Below are 20,976 nucleotides of genomic sequence, written 5' to 3' on the forward strand. Positions count from 1 at the left end.
GGCATGTCTTCGCTGCCACCTTCCCCCGCGCCCGAGCCCTCCCGCGTTCCACTCCGCCTGCGCAAGTACGTGGACCGGCTTGAACGCAGCTTCCCGGTCGCCGTGGGCAAACGCTTCGTCGATGTGGACGTGCTGACCCAGGCCGCGTCGGTGTCCTTCTATGCGCTGCTCTCGATGGCGCCGTTGCTGGTACTGCTGCTGTGGCTGACCGCCTCGCTGTATCCGCCCGCACAGCAGGCGCTGATCGGACAGATCAACGATGTCGCCGGCAGCAGCGCGGCCACGGTGGCCGATACCGTGCTCAAGAACGCCGACAACCAGCCTTCGATGGGCTCGCTGGCCGGGATGTGGAGCACGCTGCTGCTGTTCATCGGCGCCACGGCGGTGTTCGCCCAGCTGCAGAACGCGCTCAACCTGATCTTCAATACCAGCGGCGAACGCCTGGATGGCATCGTGGCGTGGCTGCGCAAGCGCGTGTTTTCCTTTGGCGTGGTGCTGGCACTGGGCTTCCTGCTGATCCTGTCGATGACCGCCACCACCATGCTGCAGGTGGCGTTCGCACAGCTGCCCTCGGTACTGCCGGCGGTGGGCTACCTGACCAGTCTGTTGCTGTACACGGTGGGCTTTGCCTTCCTGTACCACTACCTGCCCGATCGCCGCGTGGCGTGGCGGCAGGCATTCATTGGCGGGGTGATCACCTCGGCCCTGTTCGCGCTGGGCCGCTACGGCATCGGGCTGTACATCGCCACGGTGGCACCGGGCAGTGCCTATGGCTCTATGGGCGCGCTGGTGATCTCGCTGGTGTGGATCTACTACGCCACGGTGGTGTTCTTCGTGGGCGCGCTGATGACCGCGGTGATCGATGAGCGCCTGCGTGCCCGGGTCCACCTGGCCGAGGCCGGCATCGTGCCGCCGAAACCGGGCGAAGGCACCGCCAGCTAGTAGACTAGCGGGGTCCCCCGCTTCCGTGCGTGGCCGTTACCGGCCCTGCCCCCTGCTGCTGCCCATGGCCCGTATCCCCGACGCATTCATCGACGACCTGCTGGCCCGCTCCGACATCGTCGAAGTGGTGGGCAGCCGCGTGCCGTTGAAGCGCCAGGGCAAGGAATATTCGGCGCGCTGCCCGTTCCATGACGAGCGTTCGGCTTCTTTCACGGTCTCACCCACCAAGCAGTTCTACCACTGCTTCGGCTGCGGCGCGCACGGCACCGCGATCAGCTTCCTGATGAACTACGACCGCCTGGAGTTCCTCGACGCGGTCGATGAGCTGGCCAAGCGCGTGGGCATGGAAGTACCGCGCGATACCCAGCCGCGCACCGCCCAGCAGCAGGACGACAGCCGCGAGCTGTACGCGGCGCTGGATGCGGCCACGCGGTTCTTCCAGAAGTCGCTGGAGGGCAGCGACACCGCACGTGCCTACCTGGACCGGCGCGGCGTCGACGAGGAAAACCGCACGCGATTTGCGATCGGCTACGCGCCCGATGGGTACAGCGCGTTGAAGGATGCACTGGGCAAGGACGAGCGGCGCATGAAGCTGCTTGACCGCGCCGGGCTGTTTTCCAAGAACGACCGCGGCCATGTCTACGACAAGTTCCGCGACCGGGTGATGTTCCCGATCTTCGACCGGCGCGGGCGCGTGATCGCCTTTGGCGGGCGGGTGCTGGAGAAGGACGACGGCCCGAAGTACCTCAATTCGCCGGAAACCGCGCTGTTCCACAAGGGCCGCGAGCTGTACGGCCTGTGGCAGGTGCGCCAGGCCAACCAGAAGATCGAACGGCTGATCGTGGTGGAAGGCTACATGGACGTGGTGTCGCTGTTCCAGTTCGGGGTCACCCAGGCGGTGGCCACGCTGGGCACGGCGACCACGCCGGACCATGCCGAGCTGCTGTTCCGCAACGCGCCGGACGTGTTCTTCTGCTTCGACGGCGACGCCGCCGGCCGCCGCGCCGGCTGGCGCGCGCTGGAGTCGGTGCTGCCGCGCATGAAGGATGGGCGACAGGCGTTCTTCCTGTTCCTGCCTGATGGCGAAGACCCGGACACCATCGTGCGCAAGGAAGGCAAGGACGGCTTCGACGAGCGCCTCAAGCAGGCCACGCCGTTGTCGCAGTTCTTCTTCGACGAGCTCACCCGCGAGGTCAACATGGCCACGCTGGACGGCAAGGCACGCCTGGCCGAGCGCGCGCGGCCCATGCTGGCGCAGATTCCCGATGGCGCCTTCGGCGACCTGATGAAGCAGCAGCTGGCCACGTTGACCGGGCTGGGCGCCAAACCGCCCGCAGCGCCAGTGTCACGCCCGCCTGCACGCGCCGTGGCTCCCGCGCAGCGGCGCAGCCTGGTACGCGCGGCCATTGCCATCCTGCTGCAGCAGCCATCGCTGGCGATGACGCTGGAAGGCCACCACTTCAGCGGCCTGCGCCTGCCCGGCGTGGAGCTGCTGATCGAGCTGCTGACCCTGGTGGAACAGCGCCCGGACATCAGCACCGGCGCGCTGCTGGAGCATTTCGAAGGCCGCGAAGAGCAGGAATCGCTGCACAAGCTGGCCGCGCAGACCCTGCCCGGCGATGAGGCGATGTGGAACCAGGAACTGCACGATGCGGTGGCGCAGCTGGAAAAACAGCTGTTGCTGCAACGTCTTGAGGAGCTTCAGGCAAAGCAGCGGCAGCAGGGTCTGGACGATACTGACAAGTACGAACTGCGCGAGCTGTTGAAGGCGCGCGCCACGCTGCGTTGACCGATCACGCCCCTCCCCCCTGCTCTACAGGAGCCTGCCCACCATGACCCGCTGGTGGTCGCGCCTGCGACCTGACAACTTCACCCTCGCCCTGCTCGGCACCGTGCTGCTGGCATCGTTCCTGCCCATGCACGGTCCTGCGGCCATGGTGCTGGACGATGTCACCGACGTGGCCATCGCTGCGCTGTTCTTCCTGCACGGCGCACGCCTGCCGCGCGAATCGATCATGGCCGGGCTGCTGCACTGGCGCCTGCACCTGACCATCCTGGCCTGCACGTTCGTGCTGTTCCCGCTGTTCGGGCTGGCGTTCAAGCCGTTGGATGGCTGGCTGCTCACCCCGGAGCTGTACATCGGCGTGCTGTTCCTGTGCGCGCTGCCGTCCACGGTGCAGTCCTCGATCGCGTTCACCTCGCTGGCGCGTGGCAACGTGCCCGCGGCAGTGGTCAGCGCCTCGCTGTCCAGCATCCTGGGCGTGTTCCTGACTCCACTGCTGTTGGCCCTGTTGGCCGGTACCGCGGGCGGCATGCACAACCCCGGCCAGGCCATCCTGAGCATCATGCTGCAGCTGCTGGTGCCGTTCGTGGCGGGCCATCTGCTGCGTCCGTGGATCGCCCGCTGGGTAGAGCGGCAGCGCGCGCTGCTGCGCTACACCGACCAGGGCACCATCCTGCTGGTGGTGTATTCGGCGTTCGGTGAAGCGGTGAACGAAGGGCTGTGGAGCAAGACCCCGCTGCTGTCACTGCTCACCGTGGCAGTGGTAGCTGCGGTGCTGCTGGGCATCGCCATGCCGACGATTGCCTTCCTGTCACGGCGGCTGGGCTTCAACCGCGAAGACCGCATCACCATCCTGTTCTGCGGGTCCAAGAAGAGCCTGGCCACCGGCGTACCGATGGCCAAGGTGCTGTTCGCCGGCGGCAGCCTGGGCGCCATCGTGCTGCCGATCATGATCTACCACCAGATCCAGCTGATCGTCTGCGCAGTAATTGCACAGCGGTATGCACGCGACTCTTGAGATACGGGATGCACGTGCAGGGCCGCCCTGGGACGGCCCTGCATAGGTTCAATCTAAAACAGATTCCGCAATCTCCTTCAACATCTCGGCCTTACGTTCCACCTTGTCGTCACCTGTGGCGATCAATTTGTAGACTTTGTCCTTCCCGGCCCTCACCAATGCCACTCGGCCGCGGCCCTGACCATCAACCTCCATCTCGATTTGCCCCGGTGTGCCGTTGATCACGGCATTCTGTGCTTCAACGAAGGCTTCAATCACGCCTCCGGGAACGCGGAAATTCTCTTCATTTAACTCCACGATACCTACGTCTTTGAAGCGATAGAAACGGGACAGCCCAGAGGATTTCAGCCCTTCAATTGCACCTGTTGGCTCCATGCCGATCGTTTCCGCAGCGCCCAGCGGCGTTCTCTGCAGATCGCTTGGAGGATTCGGCAGCCGCTGACGCAGGATCGCATCGGGTCGCCATACCTTCGGCAGTGCCCTGATGAGCGCCTGTTGGGATGGAATAGTGCCCTTCGGCACCCGTACCACGCCCGAGCGACTGCGTTGGAACTGCTCGCGAAAGTACTCCTTGACTGGCTCGGGAGCATCCAGTTCGGCCAATGGGATCAGGCGATAGACGCCTTCTTCAAGGCTTCGTGCTGCGCCTTGTGCGTCATCCTTCTCGGCTGCCCGCATCGCGCGATCGCTCAACCATTGGCCAACGGCGTCGGCTTGCTCCGATGATGCGTGTATTGACCCCATCGGGAGGACCATGGTGAGCAACGTGACTGCTAATTTCAGTTTCATCGTGATTACCATTCAGTGAGCGCACAGTCGACGACAGCGGTGTGCCGTACGTAGGGAAGTCGGTCAGGAATTCACGTGTGGTACCCCCGTACCAGCATTCGTTCAGGATCAGACTGGTCACCTGCCCTGAACCGCCATGCGAAGCCACCATTGTTTGGCGCCCCTAGGTTGTGCTTCGGGTAGATGTTGCCTTGGGGAACATGCTTGCTTGCCGCTGACCCCTGAATTCTTCTGAAGAGAGGGCGGTCGTAGGTAATCGATTCGTTGACGAAGCCTAGACAGTTGGCACGGCTGAGCGCTTTTACTTCGGCGTGGACGGCCGCGCTGTAAAACGCGCTCACTGTGAGAAGACTCAATCCGAGAATCCTTGTTGGATGCATCCGTTTCTCCTCATGTGTATGCGACTCAACTCGCGAGCTCTGTATAGGCCACAAGACACGCGAGGAAGTGAGACATCAATCCTGCTTCAAGCAGTTGAGTCGAGGAGTACAAGGTGGCGCGGCGTTGTCTGACCGCACCTTCGGGACGATAGCGACGCGCGGTAGGGTCGCTTCCCAAACGACTGCCGATAGCGGTGATCGGCCGATGGTGGGCATGACAATCATCGGACCTTCGCTTTGCGACGTGGCGTCGGCCAGGGTCATGCCGCCATCGCGGTGATCGTTGCTCCGGGCGGTCGTTTGGGAAGCGACCCTACCAAAGCCGTCCCAGCCCACCGGGTTCCGCTCCGACCGGCGTCAGCGGTCGGTCAACGTGCCTACGCTCAGCGCCGACAAGTACACCCATACGTCATACGAGCGATCCGGGTCCGTGTCGGCAACCGGAGCGCGTGCTGGCCGCTCAAGCAGCGGCATCGCGGGGCGGGGGCTCATGCAATGCCAGGTGTGCCCACGCAGTGCTTCCACGCGCACGCTGTACAGCGGCAGGTCCAGAAGGAAAGCCGCCATGGTGCGATGCTGCATTTCCGGGGGCGCATCTTCGAACGGGTGGCGCATTGCATGCACGTTGCCTGTCAGTACCAGCATCCGCGCCGCGCTGGGCAGGGCGTTGAACTGTTGGCGCACATGGGTGGCCATCTCCGCGTCGCGATCCACGTCGCTGTCGTACGCGCCGATTTCAATGTCGTAGCCCGCTACGGCGATATCGCGACCCTGCGCCCCCAGAGCCATCGCTTCATACCGTCACGTCCTGTTGGGGTCATGAAAGCAATGGCGACACGATCTTCGGATTCAACCCCACGCGTGTGCGGTAGCGCCGGGCTCTGCCCGGCGGCTGTTCGATCACAGGAACGGCAGCATCCAGTGGTCCACCATCAGGAACGCGAACAGCGCCATGAGGTAGACGATGGAGTAGCCGAACATCTTCATCGAGAACAGCTCGTCCGGCGGGTTGAGCATGCGCCAGGCGTACCAGAGGAACACGGCATTGAGCACCACCGCGCCGCCCAGGTAGAACAGGCCGCTCATGCCCACCGCGGCGGGCAGGATGCTGACGATGGCCAGGGCGATGGAGTACGCCATGATCGACTTGCGGGTGTAGGCCACGCCGTGGGTCACCGGCAGCATCGGGATCTTGGCCTTGGCGTAATCCTCGCGACGGAAGATCGCCAGCGCCCAGAAGTGCGGCGGGGTCCAGATGAAGATGATCAGCACCAGCAGCGAGGCGTAGGCCCAGTCCATCGGGCCCTGCATGCCGGTGATGGCGGCCCAGCCCAGCAATGGCGGGGTGGCACCGGCGAGGCCGCCGATCACGATGTTCTGCGAGGTCGCGCGCTTGAGGTACACCGTGTAGATGACCGCATAGCCGATCAGCGAGGCGAAGGTCAGCACGGCGGTGATGACGTTGACCCACACCACCAGGATGGTCATCGACAGCACGATCAGCGCGCCGGCAAACACCAGCACCTGCCACGGCTTCACCTTGCCCACCACCAGCGGCCGCCACGAGGTGCGCGCCATCTGCGCGTCGATCTGTGCGTCCAGCAGCTGGTTGATGGCGGCCGCAGCCGAGGCTGCCAGCCAGATGCCGAGGAACCCGAGCGCGCCGCGCACGGCCTGCTCGGCAGTGGGCAACGCGGGTATGGCCAGGAACATGCCCACCAGCGCGGTGAACACGATCAGGGCCACCACCTTCGGCTTGGTCAGATCCCAATACTGCCGAACGCTCATGGTGTCGCTCCAGCTGCTTCGCGCTGGAGCTCCCGCGATTCGCTGCGCGAATCGCGACCATGAGGGGCATTCTTCCACGCCCCCGCGCCTTCGGCGCCGCCCCCGAACTTCGGGGGCTCTGTTCCTGCACTTTCATCGACTACGTCGGAGGGTGCGCGCAGGCGCGCCAGCAGCGTGACCAGCACGAACAGCAGCGCGACCGCGCCGCCGCTGTGCGCCACCGCCACTTCCAGCGGCACCGCCAGCTTCACGTTCAGGATGCCCAGGGTGATCTGCAGCACCACCAGCAGCCCCAGCGCGCTGGCCCAGCCACGCATGCTCGGCAGCCGGAACAGGCGCACCGCCAGCCACAGCAGGTACACGGCCACGACGACGGCAAACATCCGGTGCGCCATCTGGATGGCGATACGCGAGGCGCCATCGAGCACGCCCCCTTCGTAATCCACGCCGATCCCACGCCACAGCGTGAAGCCTTCCTTGAAGTCGTGCTGCGGCCACCACTGGCTCACGCAGCGCGGGAAATTATCCAGCGAGGCACTGCCGCCGCCGCAGGCCAGCGCGGCGTAGTTGGCGCTCACCCAGCCGCCGAGGGCGATCTGCATCACCAGCACGGCCACGCCGATGCGCAGCAGCCACTTCAGCTTCGGCGCCTGCACCAGGGTGATCGGCATGTGCGTGGCGCGCCAGGCCATCCACACCAGCAGCCCGAACATCAGCATGCCGCCGAGCAGGTGGCCCATCACCACGATGGGCTTGAGCAACAGGGTGACCGTCCACATGCCCAGCAGTGCCTGGAAGATCACCACCGCCAGCGTCAGCAACGCCGCGCGTGAGAGGTCGATGTTGTTCCAGCGCAACGCGGCGATCAGCAGGATCACTTCGCCGGTGATGGCCAGGATGCTCGCCACTGCGTGCATGCCCATCATGTACAGCGGTATGCCGGTGGCCACCAGCACGCACGCGGCGACCACGGCGGTGGTGCCCCAGCGCCGGCGGCGCGTGGCCAGCAGCGCCAGGGTGAGGATCTCGATGCCCAGCGCGCCGGCCAGGAAACGGTGCACCTGCTCGCGCCACGCCTTGTGCGTTTCCAGCGGGCGGATCTTGGCCGCTTCGTGGCCGATCACTTCCTGCGCATGCTGCGGCCAGGTCACGCGTCCATAGCAGGTCGGCCAATCCGGGCAGCTCAGGCCAGCATCGGACAGCCGCACGAACGAACCGAACATGATCGTGCTGGCCGTCATGATCAGGGCGAACCACGCCAGACGGTGGAAGTTGCGATGCAGCGCCGGACGCGCGGTGGGGTTCATCAAACGGAACTCACTTCAGTTTCAACAGCGTGGCCATGTCCTTGCGCAGACCGGCCAATTCGAATCCCGGCGCATACCGCATGATCACAAACCCGTTCGGGTCGATGACATACACAGGCGTGCCGGCGGCGTCATCCACGGCGGGCAACACGGCACGCAGGGTCGGCTGGGGGGCCAGCACGCGCAGGGCGGGAAAGCCCTGGACCTCGGCCGGCGGCGTACCCAGCCACAGGATTTCGACATTATCGGCCCTATGGCCGAACAGCTGCCACACCTTGTCCAATCCCTGCGACAAAGTGACGCACTCGGCCGCACAGCCCGGAGCCGGCGCAACGAGGATGCGCCAGACGTGCGCATCGGGATTCCACGGGTACGGTTGGCCGTTGGCCAGGGTGGGCGGCAGCGCGCGCGCGTCCACCGCCGGGGCGAACACTTCGCCGGTATTGCGGTGGGCGGCCGGCTGCCAGCCGGCGAAGCGCAGCACGCCGGCCAGCGCCATGACCCCGAAGAACAGGCCGAACAGGGCTACCAGGGTCCAGCGGCCACGATTGCGGGCCTTGAGCTGTTCCGGGGTGATGGCATTCATGCGTGGGATTTTCTCATGGAAGGAGGGGGCGTGCCGGGCGCCGCCGGCGCCATTCGAGGACCAGGGCGACGATCAGTACGGTCAGGGCCAGGCCGAACCACTGCACGGCGTAGCCGAGGTGGCGGCTGGGCGGCAGGGTGTTGGGCAGCAGCTCCAGGTCCCGGGCATAGCCGCCGGGCAGCGCGGGGTCCAGGCGCAGCACCGGGCCGTGCAGGCTGCCCGCGGGCAGTGCCAGCGTGATCGCTGCTTCATCGGGCGGCATGCGGTTGGCCAGCCACACCCCCGGTTGCGGGGTGGCGGTGAAGGCCGGGCCCAGCACGAGGCCGCTGGCCGGCGGCGGCGCGAGCAGGCCAGCCACGTGGGCATCGCCGTCACGCGGCACGATGCCCGGCAGGGTGCGGTCGCCGGGCATCGGCAGCCACCCCAGGTCAACCAGCACCACCGCGCCGCCATCGCTGCGGAATGGCTGGTACACCTTGATGCCGGCGCGGCCCTGACGGGTCTGGTTGTCCAGCAGCAGGGTGCCGGGCAGGAAGCGGCCGTGGTCCTCCACCCAGCGCAGCTGCGGCGGCGCGGCCTGCGCCCGGGCAAGGCTGAGGGTCTGCGCACGGGCGGGCAGCTGCTGGTCCAGCAGTGCCTGTTTTTCATGCATGCGCTGCAGCTGCCAGAGGCCCAGCTGGCAGAACGCGAGGATCACCAGGACGGCGGCGACCCAGCCGATCAGGCGCGTGTGCTGGCGCATCATGACAACGCCGGCAAAACGCGGTCAGATAGGCGTACCCGCCCTGCCCTAGAGCCGCGCATGAATGATTCGTTGAAGACCCTGCTGGTAATCGCGTTTCTGATCGTCATCGTCTGGAATCTGGGCGCGGGGCTGTATTACCTGCTGGTCGACCGTGGCCAGACCAAACGCACGGTCAATGCGCTCACCCGCCGCATCGCAGTCTCGGTGGCGCTGATCGTGCTGGTGGCCATCGGCATTTACAGCGGCTGGATCAAACCCCACGGCGTGGGCGGTTGATACCGCCCGACGCTACAGCACGTAGACGAACAGGAACAGCATCAGCCACACCACGTCGACGAAGTGCCAGTACCACGCGGCAGCTTCGAAACCGAAGTGGTTGTCACGGGTGAAGTGGCCCTTGGCCGAGCGCAGCCACATCACGATCAGTATGATGGTGCCGAGCAGCACGTGCGCACCGTGGAAGCCGGTGAGCATGAAGAACGTTGATCCGTAGATGCCCGAGCCCAACGTGAGGTTGAGCTCCTTGTAAGCGTGGATGTACTCCTCGGCCTGCAGGGTGAGGAAGAACGCGCCCAGCAGCACGGTGATGCCCAGCCACACCAGCAGCTGCCGGCGGTGCCCGGCCTTGAGCGCGTGATGGGCGATGGTGAGGGTGACACCGGAGGTGAGCAGGATCAGCGTGTTGATCAGCGGCAGGCCCCAGGCCGGAATGGTCTGGAAGTGGCCGCCGATGGCGCCCGGGCCGTTGGTCGGCCACGCCGCCGAATAGCCATCCCAGAGCAGTTCATTGGTCATTACCCCGTCGCCCTCGCCGCCCAGCCACGGCAGGCCCAGGTTGCGGGTGTAGAACAGCGCGCCGAAGAAGGCACCGAAGAACATCACTTCGGAGAAGATGAACCACACCATGCCCATCCGGAACGAGCCGTCGACCTGGTGGTTGTAGTGCCCGGCCTGCGATTCGCGTACCACGTCGCTGAACCACCAGAACAGGGTCAGTACCAGCATGGCAATGCCGGCATAGAAGGTCCACTTGCCCCAGCCGGCGTCGTTGAGCCAGCTGGCCACGCCCACCATCGTGACCATCATCGCGATGGAGCCGATGAAAGGCCACTTGCTGTGGGTGGGCACGAAATACACGTTGGCGTCTGGGCTGTGCTGGGTGGCCATGATCGGTATCCGGGTACGTATCAGGGTGCCGAGCGCGCGGTGGCCGGCGGGGTCGCCGTCGCCAGCTGCGCCGACAGCGCGTCGTTCTTGTAGAACGTGTAGGACAGGGTGATGGTCTTGATGTTGGCCGGCAGGTCCGGGTCGACGATGAAACGCACCGGCATGTCGCGCTTCTCGCCCGCCACCAGGGTCTGCGCCGTGAAGCAGAAGCATTCGGTCTTGCTGAAGTAACCCGAGGCCTTGGCCGGGGCCACCGACGGCACCGCACTCCCCACCAGCGCACGGTCGCTGTCGTTGCGTGCGTAATACAGTGCTTCATTGAGCTCGCCGGGCACCACGTCCATGGTCAGCTGCTCGGGGTGGAAGGCCCATGGCAGCTTGGAGTTCACGCCGCCATCGAACTGCACCCTCACGGTGCGCTTGGCCGCACCGGGCGCGCCCATGGCCGACGCACCGGGGCCGCGCTCCAGCCGCACCCCGAACACCTTTTCGCAGGCGATGCGGTACAGCGGCACCAGCGAGAAGGTGAGCACGAACACCGCCACGGCCACCGCGATCAGGCGCGGCAGCCCGGCATGCGGTGCGGGGCGGGTCTCGCTCATCGGCCCAGCACCCCGCTCAGGATGAAGCCGACATAGACCAGGATCGCCACCCCGCCCACCCACAGCGCGGTGCGCCGTGCGCGTTGGCGGCGGGCAGCCAGATCCTGTTGATGGACATCATGCATGGCGGACCTCAATGGGTGATGTCGTCATGGGCCAGATCGCCCGGGCGGATGGTCGGCGGCACGGTGAACGTATGTGCCGGCGCCGGTGACGGCACCGTCCATTCCAGCCCGCGTGCACCTTCCCACGAGCGGTCAGCGGCCTTTTCGCCGTTGCGCAGCGAGGCGATCAGGATCGCGGCCATCATGAAGGGGGTGACGAACATGCCGAACGCGCCAATGGAGCTGATCAGGTTCCAGTCGGCGAACGCCACGCTGTAATCGGGAATGCGGCGCGGCATGCCAGCCAGGCCCAGGAAGTGCTGCGGGAAGAACAGCAGGTTCACGAAAATAATGGACCACCAGAAGTGCACCTTGGCCCAGAATTCGCTGTACATGCGCCCGGTCCACTTCGGCCACCAGTAGTACACCGCCCCGATCAGGGCGAACACCGCGCCGGTCACCAGCACGTAGTGGAAGTGCGCCACCACGAAGTAGGTGTCGTGGTACTGGAAGTCGGCGACCACGATGGCCAGCATCAGGCCGGAGAAACCCCCGATGGTGAACAGGATCACGAAGGCCACCGCCCACAGCATGGGCGCTTCGAAGGTGAGCGAACCGCGCCACATGGTGCTCACCCAGTTGAACACCTTCACCCCGGTGGGGATGGAGATCAGCATGGTGGCGAACATGAAGTAGATTTCGCCGCCCAGCGGCATGCCCACGGTGAACATGTGGTGGGCCCAGACGATGAAGGACAGGAAGGCGATCGCGGCGATCGCGTAGACCATCGCCTGGTAACCGAACAGCGGCTTGCGGCTGAAGGTGGGAATGATTTCACTGACCACGCCGAACGCCGGCAGGATCATGATGTACACCTCCGGGTGGCCGAAGAACCAGAAGATGTGCTGGAACATCACCGGGTCGCCACCGCCGGCCGCGTTGAAGAAGCTGGTGCCGAAGAACTTGTCGGTGAGCAGCATGGTCACCGCACCGGCCAGCACCGGCATCACTGCAATCAGCAGGAATGCGGTGATCAGCCAGGACCAGCAGAAGATCGGCATCTTCAGCAGGTCGATGCCCGGCGCGCGCATGTTGAGCACGGTGGCGATGATGTTGATCGCGCCCATGATCGAACTGATGCCGGCCACGTGGATGGCGAACACGGTGAACGCCACGTTGTAGCCGCCCTGCAGCGACAGCGGCGGATACAGCGTCCAGCCACCGGCCGGCGCGCCGCCGGGCAGCAGGAAGGTGAGCAGGAGCAGGCTGAAGGCCACCGGCAGCAGCCAGAACGACCAGTTGTTCATGCGTGGCAGCGCCATGTCAGGCGCGCCGACCTGCAGCGGGATCATCCAGTTGGCCAGGCCGACGAAGGCCGGCATGACGCCACCGAAGATCATGACCAGCGCGTGCACGGTGGTGAGCTGGTTGAAGGTTTCCGGCTTCACGAACTGCAGGCCTGGCTGCATCAGCTCGGCGCGGATGATCACGCTCATCGCCGCGCCGATGATGAACATGATGAAGCTGAAGAGCAGGTAGAGCGTGCCGATGTCCTTGTGGTTGGTCGAGAAGAACCAACGTTCGAAGAACGACTGCTGATGCCCGTGATGCCCGTCGTGATCAACTGCGGAATGCGCCATCGCCACACCACCTCGTTGGTTCGGTATCAGCGCGCACCGTGCGGTGCGCGCGGTTCGTTTCAGGCGTTTTCAGGCGCCGGTGCAGGTGCCGCGTCGGTCGCCGGCGCCGCCGGGGCCGAAGGTGCAGGCGCGGCTTCAGGGGCGGCAGGCGCCGGCGCCGGGTCGGGCGCCTTGGGCCGCCTGTCGGCCAGCCACTTCTGGAAATCTTCCTTGGACACCGCTTCCACCACGATCGGCATGAAGCCATGGTCCTTGCCGCACAGCTCGGCGCATTGGCCGCGATACACGCCGACCTTCTCGATGTTGGTCCAGGCTTCGTTGACGAAACCGGGAATGGCATCCTGTTTCCAGCCCAGCGCCGGCACCCACCACGCGTGGATCACGTCATCGGAGGTGATGACGAACCGCACCTTGGTGTCGACCGGCAACACCAGGCGGTTGTCCACATCAAGCAGGTAGTGCGGGTGGCTGTCGCGGTCGGGGACCTTGCCGCTCTGCCGGACCCGGTCCGATTCACGGTCCAGGCGGCTGGTGAAGGTAACCTCTTCGCCGAGGTATTCGTACTTCCACATCCACTGGTAGCCGGTGACCTTGACGGTCATTTCGGCATCGCGGGTGTCGTAGAACTTGATCAGGTTGGCCGTGGCAGGCCACGCCATCACCACCAGGATGATCACCGGAATGACGGTCCAGACGATCTCCGCCCGGGTGTTGTGGCTGAAGGTGGCGGCGACCGCCCCCTTGGATTTGCGGAACTTGAAGATGGCATAGAACATCGCGCCGAACACCAGCACGCCGATGACCGTACACACCCACAGCGAAAACATGTTGGATTCCCAGGCCAGCCGCGAGCTCTGGGTGACCCCCTTGCCCATGTTCAGCTGCCACGGAACCGGGTCGGCCGATTGGGCCCACGCCAGTACCGGCGCCATCAGCGCTGCCCCACACCCCACTGCCTTTGCGAACTGCGTGCCCCACTTTCTGCGTTGCTTCATTGCCTAGACCCTTAGCGTCGTCGGTTGCAGCCATCGCTGGCCACGAGCAAGCCTTCTAGTGTCTCTGCCAGTGCCTGGCGTTCGGCCGGTGCGAGGAAACTCCCCACTTCCACCTGCCTACCGCTGGACGCAAGCCGGACCCTCTGTTCGTCGGCGATCAGTCGCACCCAGTGGGGGTGCGCACTGAACACCGGCGATTGACCGGGCGCGGGGATTACTTCCACGCACGCCGGCACTACCCGGATTTCTTCCTGCCGTTCACCGCTACGCCACAACACACGCAGTGCCGCCGCCAGCAACAGGCTGTACAGCAGCGCGAACAGGGGGGCGAACGCATTGCCGGTGAACCAGCCCAGGGCCGCCACCAGCCACATCACCCCCGCCAACACAGCAAACAACAGGACGAACTGCCGGGCATCGAGCGCCCGTGGGGGACGCAGCCGCAGTTGCGTTTCTGATCCATCCGGAGCTGTCAGCACCTCGATCATGTCGCAACCGCGTTTTCCTGCCGCGGGAAACGTCTCGATGGTAGCCCCGATCTCGCGCGAGCGGCAAGGGTCCGTTCACACTTTTGCGAATGGTGCAATACAGCATTAGCATCGGCGGCTGATTTGACGAAATCAGCATAGTTTTTAACGACACCGCTGGATCTGCCGAATCCCGCTGTATGAAAGGCTATGGACTTGATCCATGGCGCGGCGCGGATTGCTTAAAGACATGGAAAAACGATTAAAATGGTCAAGTTTTCCACGAGCCAACCGGCATGACCGCACCCTCCGCGCTTCCCCCTGCCCCGGCCCCGTCCGGCGCTTCCCGCCCGCCGCTGCTGTCCCCTGAGCTGCCGGCCGTTCCCAATGCGTTCCGCCAGGCGATCACCGATGCCTGGATGAAGGACGAGGCCAGCCATGTGCGCGAGCTGCTGGCGCAGGCGCGCCTGCCCGCCGACGAACAGGCCAGGGTGCAGGCGACCGCTGCCGACCTGGTCAAGCGCGTGCGCGTGCGCGCCAAGGACCAGGGCGCGATTGAAGCCTTCATGCGCCAGTACGACCTGGGCAGCGAGGAAGGCGTGCTGCTGATGTGCGTGGCCGAAGCGCTGCTGCGCATTCCGGACCAGGAAACCGCGGACAAGCTGATCCGCGACAAGCTGGGCGAAGCGGACTGGAAAAAGCACCTCGGCGGCAGCGATTCGGTGCTGGTCAACGCCTCTACCTGGGGCCTGATGCTTACCGGCCACATCGTGCAGATCAACGATTCGACCCGCGCCGACGTGCCGGGCGCGTTCGCGCGCCTGATGGGCCGCGTCGGTGAGCCGGTGATCCGCCTGGCCGTACGCCAGGCGATGAAGATCATGGGTCACCAGTTCGTCATGGGCCGCACCATCGACGAAGCGCTGTCGCGCTCGCACAAGGGCGACAACGCCAGCTACCGCTATTCGTTCGACATGCTCGGCGAAGGCGCGCTGACCATGAAGGATGCCAAGCGTTACCTGGAAGACTACCGCCGCGCGATCCACTCCATCGGTGGCGACCACAAGGCCCGTGGCGGCCGCCCGGATGGCGACGTAAATTCGGCCCCCGGCATCTCCATCAAGCTGTCGGCGCTGTACCCGCGCTACGAACACGCCAAGCGCGCGCGCGTGATGGCCGACCTGGTTCCGGGCGTGCTGGAACTGGCGCAGCTGGCCAAGTCGTACGGCATCGGCTGCACGGTGGATGCCGAGGAAACCGACCGCCTGGAACTGTCGCTGGACATCATCGAAGCGGTGGTGAGCGATGCCTCGCTCGCTGGCTGGGAAGGCTTCGGCGTGGTGGTGCAGGCGTACCAGAAGCGCACCCCGTACACGATCGACTATCTGGCCGACCTGGCCCGCCGCATCGGTCGCCGCCTGCAGGTGCGCCTGGTCAAGGGCGCGTACTGGGATGCGGAGATCAAGCGCGCCCAGATCGACGGCCTGCCGGCCTACCCGGTGTTCACCCGCAAGCAGAACACCGACGTGTCCTACCTGGCATGCGCCAAGCGTCTTTTCACGCATGCCGATGCGATCTACCCGATGTTCGCCACGCACAACGCGCACACCATCGCCGCGGTGCAGGCGATCGCGCAGGGGGGCCAGTACGAGCACCAGAAGCTGCACGGCATGGGCGATGACCTGTATGCCGAAGTGGTACCGGCCAACCGCCTGAACGTGCCGTGCCGCGTGTACGCACCGGTGGGTTCGCACGAAGACCTGCTGCCGTACCTGGTGCGCCGCCTGCTTGAGAACGGCGCCAACTCCAGCTTCGTCAATCGCATTACCGACGACGCGGTGGCCATCGACGACCTGATCCGCGATCCGGTCGAAGCCGTGGCCTCGTTTGAATCCATTCCGCACCCGAAAATCCCGCTGCCGGTTGACCTGCTGCGCAGCCAGAACCACGACAGGAAGAACTCCATGGGCGTCAATCTCGCCAACGACAACGATCTGCGCGCCCTGGCCGAGCAGCTCAACGCTGCGGTGAAGCCGTGGCAGGCCGCCCCGCTGGTGCCGGGTGCACAGCCCACCGGCGCGCTGTTGAACGTTGTGAACCCGGCCGATACGCGCCAGGTGGTGGGCCAGTGGCAGCCGGCCGACAGCGCCACCGTGGAGAAGGCCCTGGCCAACGCCGTGGCCGCACAGCCGCAGTGGAACCGCACCCCGGCCGCCAGCCGCGCGGCGATCCTGGAACACGCCGCCGACCAGCTGGAAGCACGCCTGCCCGAGTTCATGGCACTGTGTGTCAAGGAAGCCGGCAAGAGCCTGCCCGACGGCATCGCCGAAGTGCGCGAAGCGGTGGACTTCCTGCGTTACTACGCCAAGCAGGCGCGCGAGCAGTTCGGCCATGCCGAGAAACTGCCCAGCCCGACCGGTGAATCCAACGAACTGCAGCTGCATGGCCGCGGCGTGTTCGTGTGCATCAGCCCGTGGAACTTCCCGCTGGCGATCTTCCTGGGCCAGGTCGCCGCCGCGCTTGCCGCCGGTAACAGCGTGATCGCCAAGCCGGCCGAACAGACCAACCTGATCGGCTACTACGCGGTGAAGCTGCTGCTGGACGCCGGCGTGCCCGAAGGCGTGGTGCAGTTCCTGCCCGGCGACGGCGCCACCGTGGGTGCTGCGCTCACCGCCGACCCGCGCGTGGCCGGTGTGGCCTTCACCGGTTCAACTGATACCGCGCGCGCGATCAACCGTGCGATGGCCGCCCGCGATGCCGCCATTGGCGTGCTGATCGCCGAAACCGGCGGCCAGAATGCGTTCATCGCCGATTCCTCGGCGCTGCCGGAACAGCTGGTCAAGGATGCGATCGGTTCGGCGTTCACCTCGGCCGGCCAGCGCTGCTCGGCCGCGCGCGTGCTGTTCGTGCAGGACGACATCGCCGACAAGGTGATGACCATGCTGGCCGGTGCGATGGCCGAACTGAAGATCGGCGACCCGGGCCTGCTGTCGACCGACGTCGGCCCGGTGATTGACGCCGATGCGTTGCAGACCCTGCAGGAACATGCGGTGCGCATGGAGAAGGAAGCGCGCCTGATCGCCGCTGCCGAGCTCAGCGAAGCGGCCGCGCACGGCACCTTCTTCGCCCCGCGTGCGTATGAGCTGAAGAACCTGGACCAGCTGCACAAGGAAATCTTCGGGCCGGTGCTGCACGTGATCCGCTGGAAGGGCGACCAGCTGGATGCGGTGATCGACCAGATCAACGCCACCGGCTACGGCCTCACCCTGGGCGTGCATTCGCGCATCGACGAAACCGTGGACCGCATTGCCTCGCGGGTGAACGTGGGCAACGTGTACGTCAACCGTAACCAGATCGGTGCGGTGGTGGGTGTGCAGCCGTTCGGCGGCCAGGGCCTGTCCGGCACCGGTCCGAAGGCCGGCGGCCCGCACTACCTGCTGCGCTTTGCCACCGAAAAGACCGTCACCGTGAACACCACGGCCGCCGGTGGCAATGCCTCGCTGCTGACCCTGGGCGATTGATCGTTGTTGTAATGGTTTGAACGAAAAACCCCGCGAAAGCGGGGTTTTTTGTGGGTTGAACCGTCGCCGTCACTCGGCGTGGATCGCCTCGATTTCATCGCGCATGAGCAGTTCTTCGCCCATGTAGCGCTCGAACCTGATGCGGCCGAACCCCGGTGCGTACCAGGCTTCCATGCGGTTGTCTTCGAAGGTCGCGGTGAGGTGGCAGGTGTCCTTGAAGGTGCGCGGCTGGTCGTCGACCGTGGCCTCCACGTCTTCGAAGCCGACGAAGGTGTAGTCGTTGAAGCCGTCGTAGTCGACCGGCTCGACCGTTTCTTCCACGTGGTGGGTGCGTTCGCCGCTGCCGTTGACCACGAAGCGCTCGCCCGGCCTGGCGGTCTGCGGGAAGGTCGGCGCGGGCTTGAAGGTATCGGTCATCACCGGCCGGGAGGCATCGCCGCCCCAGGCGGAGATGCCGTAGCGGTCCTGGCCCAGCAGCTGGCGGCCGCTGGCATCGTAATAGGCGGCGGTACCGACGCCGCCGCCGGCGCTGTGCACCTTGATGGCGTCGTGGCCGTTGAAGGTTGCCTTCTCGATGGTCAGGGTTTCATCGCCGGTGGAGAAGCGCAGGCCCGGCGTGAGGGTGAAGCAGGTGGCGAAATCGGCGGCGGCGAAGGCCGGCGCGGCCAGCGCCGAGAGGGCAAAGGCCTGGGTGGAACGAAGCAGAACGGGCGACATGTGGTTTCCTTGTCATGGATCGTGAAGCGGTTCCTGCGCCGCAGGCGGCACCCGGCCGGCTGCGCGCGGACCGCGATTGTACGGGGCTGTGTCATGATCCGGCCATGCGCCCAAATGTCCTGCCGTTGCTGTTGGCGATGTTCCTGTCCACCGTTCCCGCGGCCATGGCGGCGGCCAATGAGCGCGTGCTGGTGTTTACCAGCACCGCGAAGTTCCGCCACGATTCCATTCCCACCGCCGTGAGCACGCTGCGCCTGCTGGCCGAGCGCGAGCGCATGGCGGTGGACCAGAGCGAGAACGCGACCGACTTCAACGATGCCAACCTGGTCCGCTACCGGGTGGTGGTGTTCGCCAATACCACTGGCGATGTGCTCGATGCCACCCAGCAGCAGGCGATGGAGACCTTCATCAGGGCGGGCGGCGGATTCATGGGCGTGCACTCGGCAGCAGACACCGAGTACGAGTGGCCGTGGTACGGGCAGCTGGTGGGCGCGTATTTCAAGAACCATCCCGAAGGCCTGCAGTTCAGCCGCGTGCAGCCTGAGCGCGGGGGAACGCCCCAGGGCACTTCATGGCCGGTGCGCGACGAGCTGTACAACTTCCGCAGCAACCCACGTGGGGCCGTGCAGGTGATCGCCACAGTGGACGAACGCATGTACCAGGGCGGCACGATGGGTGCCGACCACCCCATTGCGTGGTGCCACCCGTTCGATGGCGGCCGTAGCTGGTACACCGGGCTGGGCCATGACACGGGCCTGTACCGCAACCGCGATTTCCTGGCCCACCTGCGGCAGGGCCTGCTGTATGCGGCGGGCCGTTCGCCCCAATGTTGAAACGGTAAGACCCAAACGCAGAAGGCCCCGCTTGCGCGGGGCCTTCTGTCTGTTACGCGGCGCGAGCGCCGTGGATCAGAACTTGTACTGGAACGAAGCTGCCAGCACGTCGCCGCGGACCTTGTACTTGCCGGTCAGCGAGTTGCCCTGGTTGTTGGTGGTGGCGGGCACGCTGATGTTCGGGTCGCTGGTGAACAGGTGGGTGTAACCGAAGTTGTATTCCATGTTCGCCGACGGGGTCCAGCCCAGGCCGAACGACAGCCACTTGCGGCTGGTGTCCGGCACGCGCACGTCGCGGTGGGCGTCGGTGGTCGGGGTCTGGTCATACGCGACGCCGCCACGCAGGGTCAGGGTGTCGCTCAGCTTGTAGTCGGTGCCCAGCGACACGAAGGTGGTGTCGCGGTAGCCGAATTCCAGCACCGAGTCCGGCTGCGCCGAGGCGTAGTCGATGGTGACCTGGTCGAATGCGGTCGACCATGCGGTGCGGGTGACATCACCCATCACGGTCCACTTGTCGTTGATGTTGTGGGTCACGCTCATGGTGGCCGAGGCCGGCAGGGTCACGGTGGCCTTGCCGGAGGTGGTCACGAAACGGCCCGGCTGGGCAACGGCCAGCACGGCAGCTGCGTTGGACGGCACGTCGAAGGTGGCGTCGCCGCCGGTGATCTTGTGTTCGACCTTGGAGCGGTAGCTGAAGCCGATGTGGGTGTTCTCATCGGGGCTGAACAAGCCGCCGACGGTCCAGCCCACCGCATTGTTGTCGCCTTCAACGGTCAGCTTGCCGTCGGCGCTGCCCGGGGCGAAGCCCGGCACGCGGGACTGGGCCAGCGCGGTGCCGAAGTCGATGTTGTTGCTCAGTTCGATGGTCAGGTGCTCAACGAACACCGACGCGCCGAAGGACACGTACGGGTTGACGTCGTACGAGGCGGCAAAGCCCAGGTCGATCGCCTTCAGATCGGTCTTCAGGCCGCTGTAGCGACCCACCCAGCCGTTGTCGTAATCGGTCTTGAAGCCGAACGGGGCGGTCAGCGACACGCCGAAGTGGGCCTGTTCGCCGATCGGCATGTGGAAGTACGCGGCCGGAACCGGGGCAATCATGCCGGCGTCGCCGCCGTCACCGCCGGTCTGCGGCTGGCCGGTCGGCTTGCGGCCGGTGCCTTCGAATTCGGCCTTGAAGCTGATGGCGCTCAGGTCGCCCTGGACCAGAGTGCCTTCCAGCTGGCGCATGCCGGCCGGGTTGACCGCGATGATCGAGGCGTCGCCCTGGGCGCTGCCCGAACCGGCGAAGGCGCGGCCGAGGCCCTTGGCGCTGTTTTCCTTCAGCTGGAAGGCGGCGGCGTTGACGTGGCCAACGGCCAGGACACCGGCGATGCCGACAGCAAGGGCGGTGACGCGGGCGAGGGTGGAAGCGGTATGCATCGTTTGTTCTCTCCGGAAATGCGTGTGATTTGGCAACGCGCGCCTGCGCTGTCCCAGGCCCCGAAAGGCTTGACACAACGCGCCGGATTCCCCTCCCGACATACGACGCCGTATGCGAGTATACCCAGACCGGTTAATGAAACAATAACGCGATCACTCTTTCCGGCTATTCA

At 65.5% G+C, this 20,976-nt stretch carries 19 protein-coding genes and 1 pseudogene; 6 read left to right on the plus strand and 14 right to left on the minus strand.

Features of this window, described 5'->3' with window-relative positions:
- Positions 1 to 3: 3 nt before the first annotated feature.
- From ACGFZ3_RS09805 to ACGFZ3_RS09815, 3 genes are all read left to right on the plus strand, one after another.
- On the plus strand, positions 4 to 942 hold the full coding sequence (locus ACGFZ3_RS09805; RefSeq protein ID WP_392919858.1) for a YihY/virulence factor BrkB family protein: 939 nt from the start codon (positions 4 to 6) through the stop codon (positions 940 to 942).
- Between the two features lie 64 nt (positions 943 to 1,006).
- Positions 1,007 to 2,731: a DNA primase gene (dnaG, locus tag ACGFZ3_RS09810; protein WP_392919861.1), complete on the plus strand. Its 1,725-nt coding sequence runs from the start codon at positions 1,007 to 1,009 to the stop codon at positions 2,729 to 2,731.
- A gap of 43 nt (positions 2,732 to 2,774) precedes the next feature.
- Positions 2,775 to 3,743 (plus strand): bile acid:sodium symporter family protein, encoded by a 969-nt coding sequence (locus ACGFZ3_RS09815; RefSeq protein ID WP_392919864.1) that lies wholly within the window; start codon positions 2,775 to 2,777, stop codon positions 3,741 to 3,743.
- A gap of 48 nt (positions 3,744 to 3,791) precedes the next feature.
- On the opposite strand, the gene ACGFZ3_RS09820 is transcribed toward ACGFZ3_RS09815, so the two are convergent.
- The 6 genes and pseudogenes from ACGFZ3_RS09820 to ACGFZ3_RS09845 all read right to left on the minus strand — a co-directional run bounded on the left by ACGFZ3_RS09820 (position 3,792) and on the right by ACGFZ3_RS09845 (position 9,338).
- Positions 3,792 to 4,532, minus strand: a complete 741-nt coding sequence (locus tag ACGFZ3_RS09820) for a hypothetical protein (protein ID WP_392919867.1) — start codon at positions 4,530 to 4,532, stop codon at positions 3,792 to 3,794.
- A gap of 737 nt (positions 4,533 to 5,269) precedes the next feature.
- Positions 5,270 to 5,701 (minus strand): hypothetical protein, encoded by a 432-nt coding sequence (locus tag ACGFZ3_RS09825; protein WP_392919870.1) that lies wholly within the window; start codon positions 5,699 to 5,701, stop codon positions 5,270 to 5,272.
- 111 nt (positions 5,702 to 5,812) lie between these two features.
- Positions 5,813 to 6,700, minus strand: a complete 888-nt coding sequence (cyoE, locus tag ACGFZ3_RS09830) for a heme o synthase (RefSeq protein ID WP_392919873.1) — start codon at positions 6,698 to 6,700, stop codon at positions 5,813 to 5,815.
- A gap of 149 nt (positions 6,701 to 6,849) precedes the next feature.
- Positions 6,850 to 8,007: pseudogene (locus ACGFZ3_RS09835) on the minus strand (heme A synthase); the annotation flags it as partial.
- Between the two features lie 10 nt (positions 8,008 to 8,017).
- Positions 8,018 to 8,593: a hypothetical protein gene (locus tag ACGFZ3_RS09840; RefSeq protein WP_392919876.1), complete on the minus strand. Its 576-nt coding sequence runs from the start codon at positions 8,591 to 8,593 to the stop codon at positions 8,018 to 8,020.
- A 13-nt stretch (positions 8,594 to 8,606) separates the two neighbouring features.
- A complete protein-coding gene (locus tag ACGFZ3_RS09845; RefSeq protein WP_392919879.1) occupies positions 8,607 to 9,338 on the minus strand; it encodes an SURF1 family protein in 732 nt (243 codons plus the stop codon).
- A 57-nt stretch (positions 9,339 to 9,395) separates the two neighbouring features.
- Here ACGFZ3_RS09845 and ACGFZ3_RS09850 point away from each other — a divergent pair, with 57 nt between their 5' ends.
- A complete protein-coding gene (locus tag ACGFZ3_RS09850) occupies positions 9,396 to 9,614 on the plus strand; it encodes a twin transmembrane helix small protein (RefSeq protein WP_068848753.1) in 219 nt (72 codons plus the stop codon).
- A gap of 12 nt (positions 9,615 to 9,626) precedes the next feature.
- Here ACGFZ3_RS09850 and ACGFZ3_RS09855 read toward each other — a convergent pair whose 3' ends face one another.
- The 6 genes from ACGFZ3_RS09855 to ACGFZ3_RS09880 are packed head-to-tail and all read right to left on the minus strand — an operon-like array spanning position 9,627 to position 14,334.
- Complete coding sequence (locus ACGFZ3_RS09855) at positions 9,627 to 10,505, minus strand: cytochrome c oxidase subunit 3 (RefSeq protein ID WP_392919882.1); 879 nt, start codon at positions 10,503 to 10,505, stop codon at positions 9,627 to 9,629.
- Between the two features lie 20 nt (positions 10,506 to 10,525).
- Positions 10,526 to 11,107 (minus strand): cytochrome c oxidase assembly protein, encoded by a 582-nt coding sequence (locus tag ACGFZ3_RS09860; protein WP_392919884.1) that lies wholly within the window; start codon positions 11,105 to 11,107, stop codon positions 10,526 to 10,528.
- Entirely contained in the window at positions 11,104 to 11,232 is a 129-nt protein-coding gene (locus ACGFZ3_RS09865) for a hypothetical protein (RefSeq protein ID WP_392919957.1), read from the minus strand. Before ACGFZ3_RS09865 ends, ACGFZ3_RS09860 begins: the two co-directional genes overlap by 4 nt.
- A gap of 8 nt (positions 11,233 to 11,240) precedes the next feature.
- Positions 11,241 to 12,851 (minus strand): cytochrome c oxidase subunit I, encoded by a 1,611-nt coding sequence (ctaD, locus tag ACGFZ3_RS09870; protein ID WP_392919887.1) that lies wholly within the window; start codon positions 12,849 to 12,851, stop codon positions 11,241 to 11,243.
- Between the two features lie 59 nt (positions 12,852 to 12,910).
- Positions 12,911 to 13,846: a cytochrome c oxidase subunit II gene (coxB, locus tag ACGFZ3_RS09875; RefSeq protein ID WP_392919890.1), complete on the minus strand. Its 936-nt coding sequence runs from the start codon at positions 13,844 to 13,846 to the stop codon at positions 12,911 to 12,913.
- Between the two features lie 11 nt (positions 13,847 to 13,857).
- Complete coding sequence (locus ACGFZ3_RS09880) at positions 13,858 to 14,334, minus strand: DUF2244 domain-containing protein (RefSeq protein ID WP_392919893.1); 477 nt, start codon at positions 14,332 to 14,334, stop codon at positions 13,858 to 13,860.
- Between the two features lie 275 nt (positions 14,335 to 14,609).
- Between ACGFZ3_RS09880 and putA the strand changes: the two genes are divergently transcribed.
- Positions 14,610 to 17,834, plus strand: coding sequence for a bifunctional proline dehydrogenase/L-glutamate gamma-semialdehyde dehydrogenase PutA (gene putA, locus ACGFZ3_RS09885; protein WP_392919896.1), 3,225 nt, complete (start codon positions 14,610 to 14,612; stop codon positions 17,832 to 17,834).
- Positions 17,835 to 17,903: 69 nt separating this feature from the next.
- Here putA and ACGFZ3_RS09890 read toward each other — a convergent pair whose 3' ends face one another.
- Entirely contained in the window at positions 17,904 to 18,551 is a 648-nt protein-coding gene (locus ACGFZ3_RS09890; RefSeq protein ID WP_392919899.1) for a hypothetical protein, read from the minus strand.
- 104 nt (positions 18,552 to 18,655) lie between these two features.
- Between ACGFZ3_RS09890 and ACGFZ3_RS09895 the strand changes: the two genes are divergently transcribed.
- A complete protein-coding gene (locus tag ACGFZ3_RS09895; protein ID WP_392919902.1) occupies positions 18,656 to 19,384 on the plus strand; it encodes a ThuA domain-containing protein in 729 nt (242 codons plus the stop codon).
- 75 nt (positions 19,385 to 19,459) lie between these two features.
- On the opposite strand, the gene ACGFZ3_RS09900 is transcribed toward ACGFZ3_RS09895, so the two are convergent.
- On the minus strand, positions 19,460 to 20,803 hold the full coding sequence (locus tag ACGFZ3_RS09900) for an outer membrane protein transport protein (protein ID WP_392919905.1): 1,344 nt from the start codon (positions 20,801 to 20,803) through the stop codon (positions 19,460 to 19,462).
- Positions 20,804 to 20,976 lie beyond the last annotated feature (173 nt).

This window comes from Stenotrophomonas sp. NPDC047960, assembly GCF_043204395.1.
Lineage (GTDB): Bacteria > Pseudomonadota > Gammaproteobacteria > Xanthomonadales > Xanthomonadaceae > Stenotrophomonas.

Excerpts from the sequence above, each read along its gene's own strand:
- ctaD (WP_392919887.1), bottom strand. The coding sequence starts at position 12,851 with ATGGCGCATTCCGCAGTTGATCACGACGGGCATCACGGGCATCAGCAG.
- ACGFZ3_RS09805 (WP_392919858.1), top strand. The coding sequence starts at position 4 with ATGTCTTCGCTGCCACCTTCCCCCGCGCCCGAGCCCTCCCGCGTTCCA.
- ACGFZ3_RS09895 (WP_392919902.1), top strand. The coding sequence starts at position 18,656 with ATGCGCCCAAATGTCCTGCCGTTGCTGTTGGCGATGTTCCTGTCCACC.
- ACGFZ3_RS09840 (WP_392919876.1), bottom strand. The coding sequence starts at position 8,593 with ATGAATGCCATCACCCCGGAACAGCTCAAGGCCCGCAATCGTGGCCGC.
- ACGFZ3_RS09825 (WP_392919870.1), bottom strand. The coding sequence starts at position 5,701 with ATGGCTCTGGGGGCGCAGGGTCGCGATATCGCCGTAGCGGGCTACGAC.
- ACGFZ3_RS09815 (WP_392919864.1), top strand. The coding sequence starts at position 2,775 with ATGACCCGCTGGTGGTCGCGCCTGCGACCTGACAACTTCACCCTCGCC.
- putA (WP_392919896.1), top strand. The coding sequence starts at position 14,610 with ATGACCGCACCCTCCGCGCTTCCCCCTGCCCCGGCCCCGTCCGGCGCT.
- ACGFZ3_RS09845 (WP_392919879.1), bottom strand. The coding sequence starts at position 9,338 with ATGATGCGCCAGCACACGCGCCTGATCGGCTGGGTCGCCGCCGTCCTG.
- dnaG (WP_392919861.1), top strand. The coding sequence starts at position 1,007 with ATGGCCCGTATCCCCGACGCATTCATCGACGACCTGCTGGCCCGCTCC.
- ACGFZ3_RS09865 (WP_392919957.1), bottom strand. The coding sequence starts at position 11,232 with ATGCATGATGTCCATCAACAGGATCTGGCTGCCCGCCGCCAACGCGCA.
- ACGFZ3_RS09860 (WP_392919884.1), bottom strand. The coding sequence starts at position 11,107 with ATGAGCGAGACCCGCCCCGCACCGCATGCCGGGCTGCCGCGCCTGATC.
- ACGFZ3_RS09850 (WP_068848753.1), top strand. The coding sequence starts at position 9,396 with ATGAATGATTCGTTGAAGACCCTGCTGGTAATCGCGTTTCTGATCGTC.
- ACGFZ3_RS09890 (WP_392919899.1), bottom strand. The coding sequence starts at position 18,551 with ATGTCGCCCGTTCTGCTTCGTTCCACCCAGGCCTTTGCCCTCTCGGCG.
- ACGFZ3_RS09900 (WP_392919905.1), bottom strand. The coding sequence starts at position 20,803 with ATGCATACCGCTTCCACCCTCGCCCGCGTCACCGCCCTTGCTGTCGGC.
- coxB (WP_392919890.1), bottom strand. The coding sequence starts at position 13,846 with ATGAAGCAACGCAGAAAGTGGGGCACGCAGTTCGCAAAGGCAGTGGGG.
- ACGFZ3_RS09855 (WP_392919882.1), bottom strand. The coding sequence starts at position 10,505 with ATGGCCACCCAGCACAGCCCAGACGCCAACGTGTATTTCGTGCCCACC.
- ACGFZ3_RS09820 (WP_392919867.1), bottom strand. The coding sequence starts at position 4,532 with ATGAAACTGAAATTAGCAGTCACGTTGCTCACCATGGTCCTCCCGATG.
- ACGFZ3_RS09880 (WP_392919893.1), bottom strand. The coding sequence starts at position 14,334 with ATGATCGAGGTGCTGACAGCTCCGGATGGATCAGAAACGCAACTGCGG.
- cyoE (WP_392919873.1), bottom strand. The coding sequence starts at position 6,700 with ATGAGCGTTCGGCAGTATTGGGATCTGACCAAGCCGAAGGTGGTGGCC.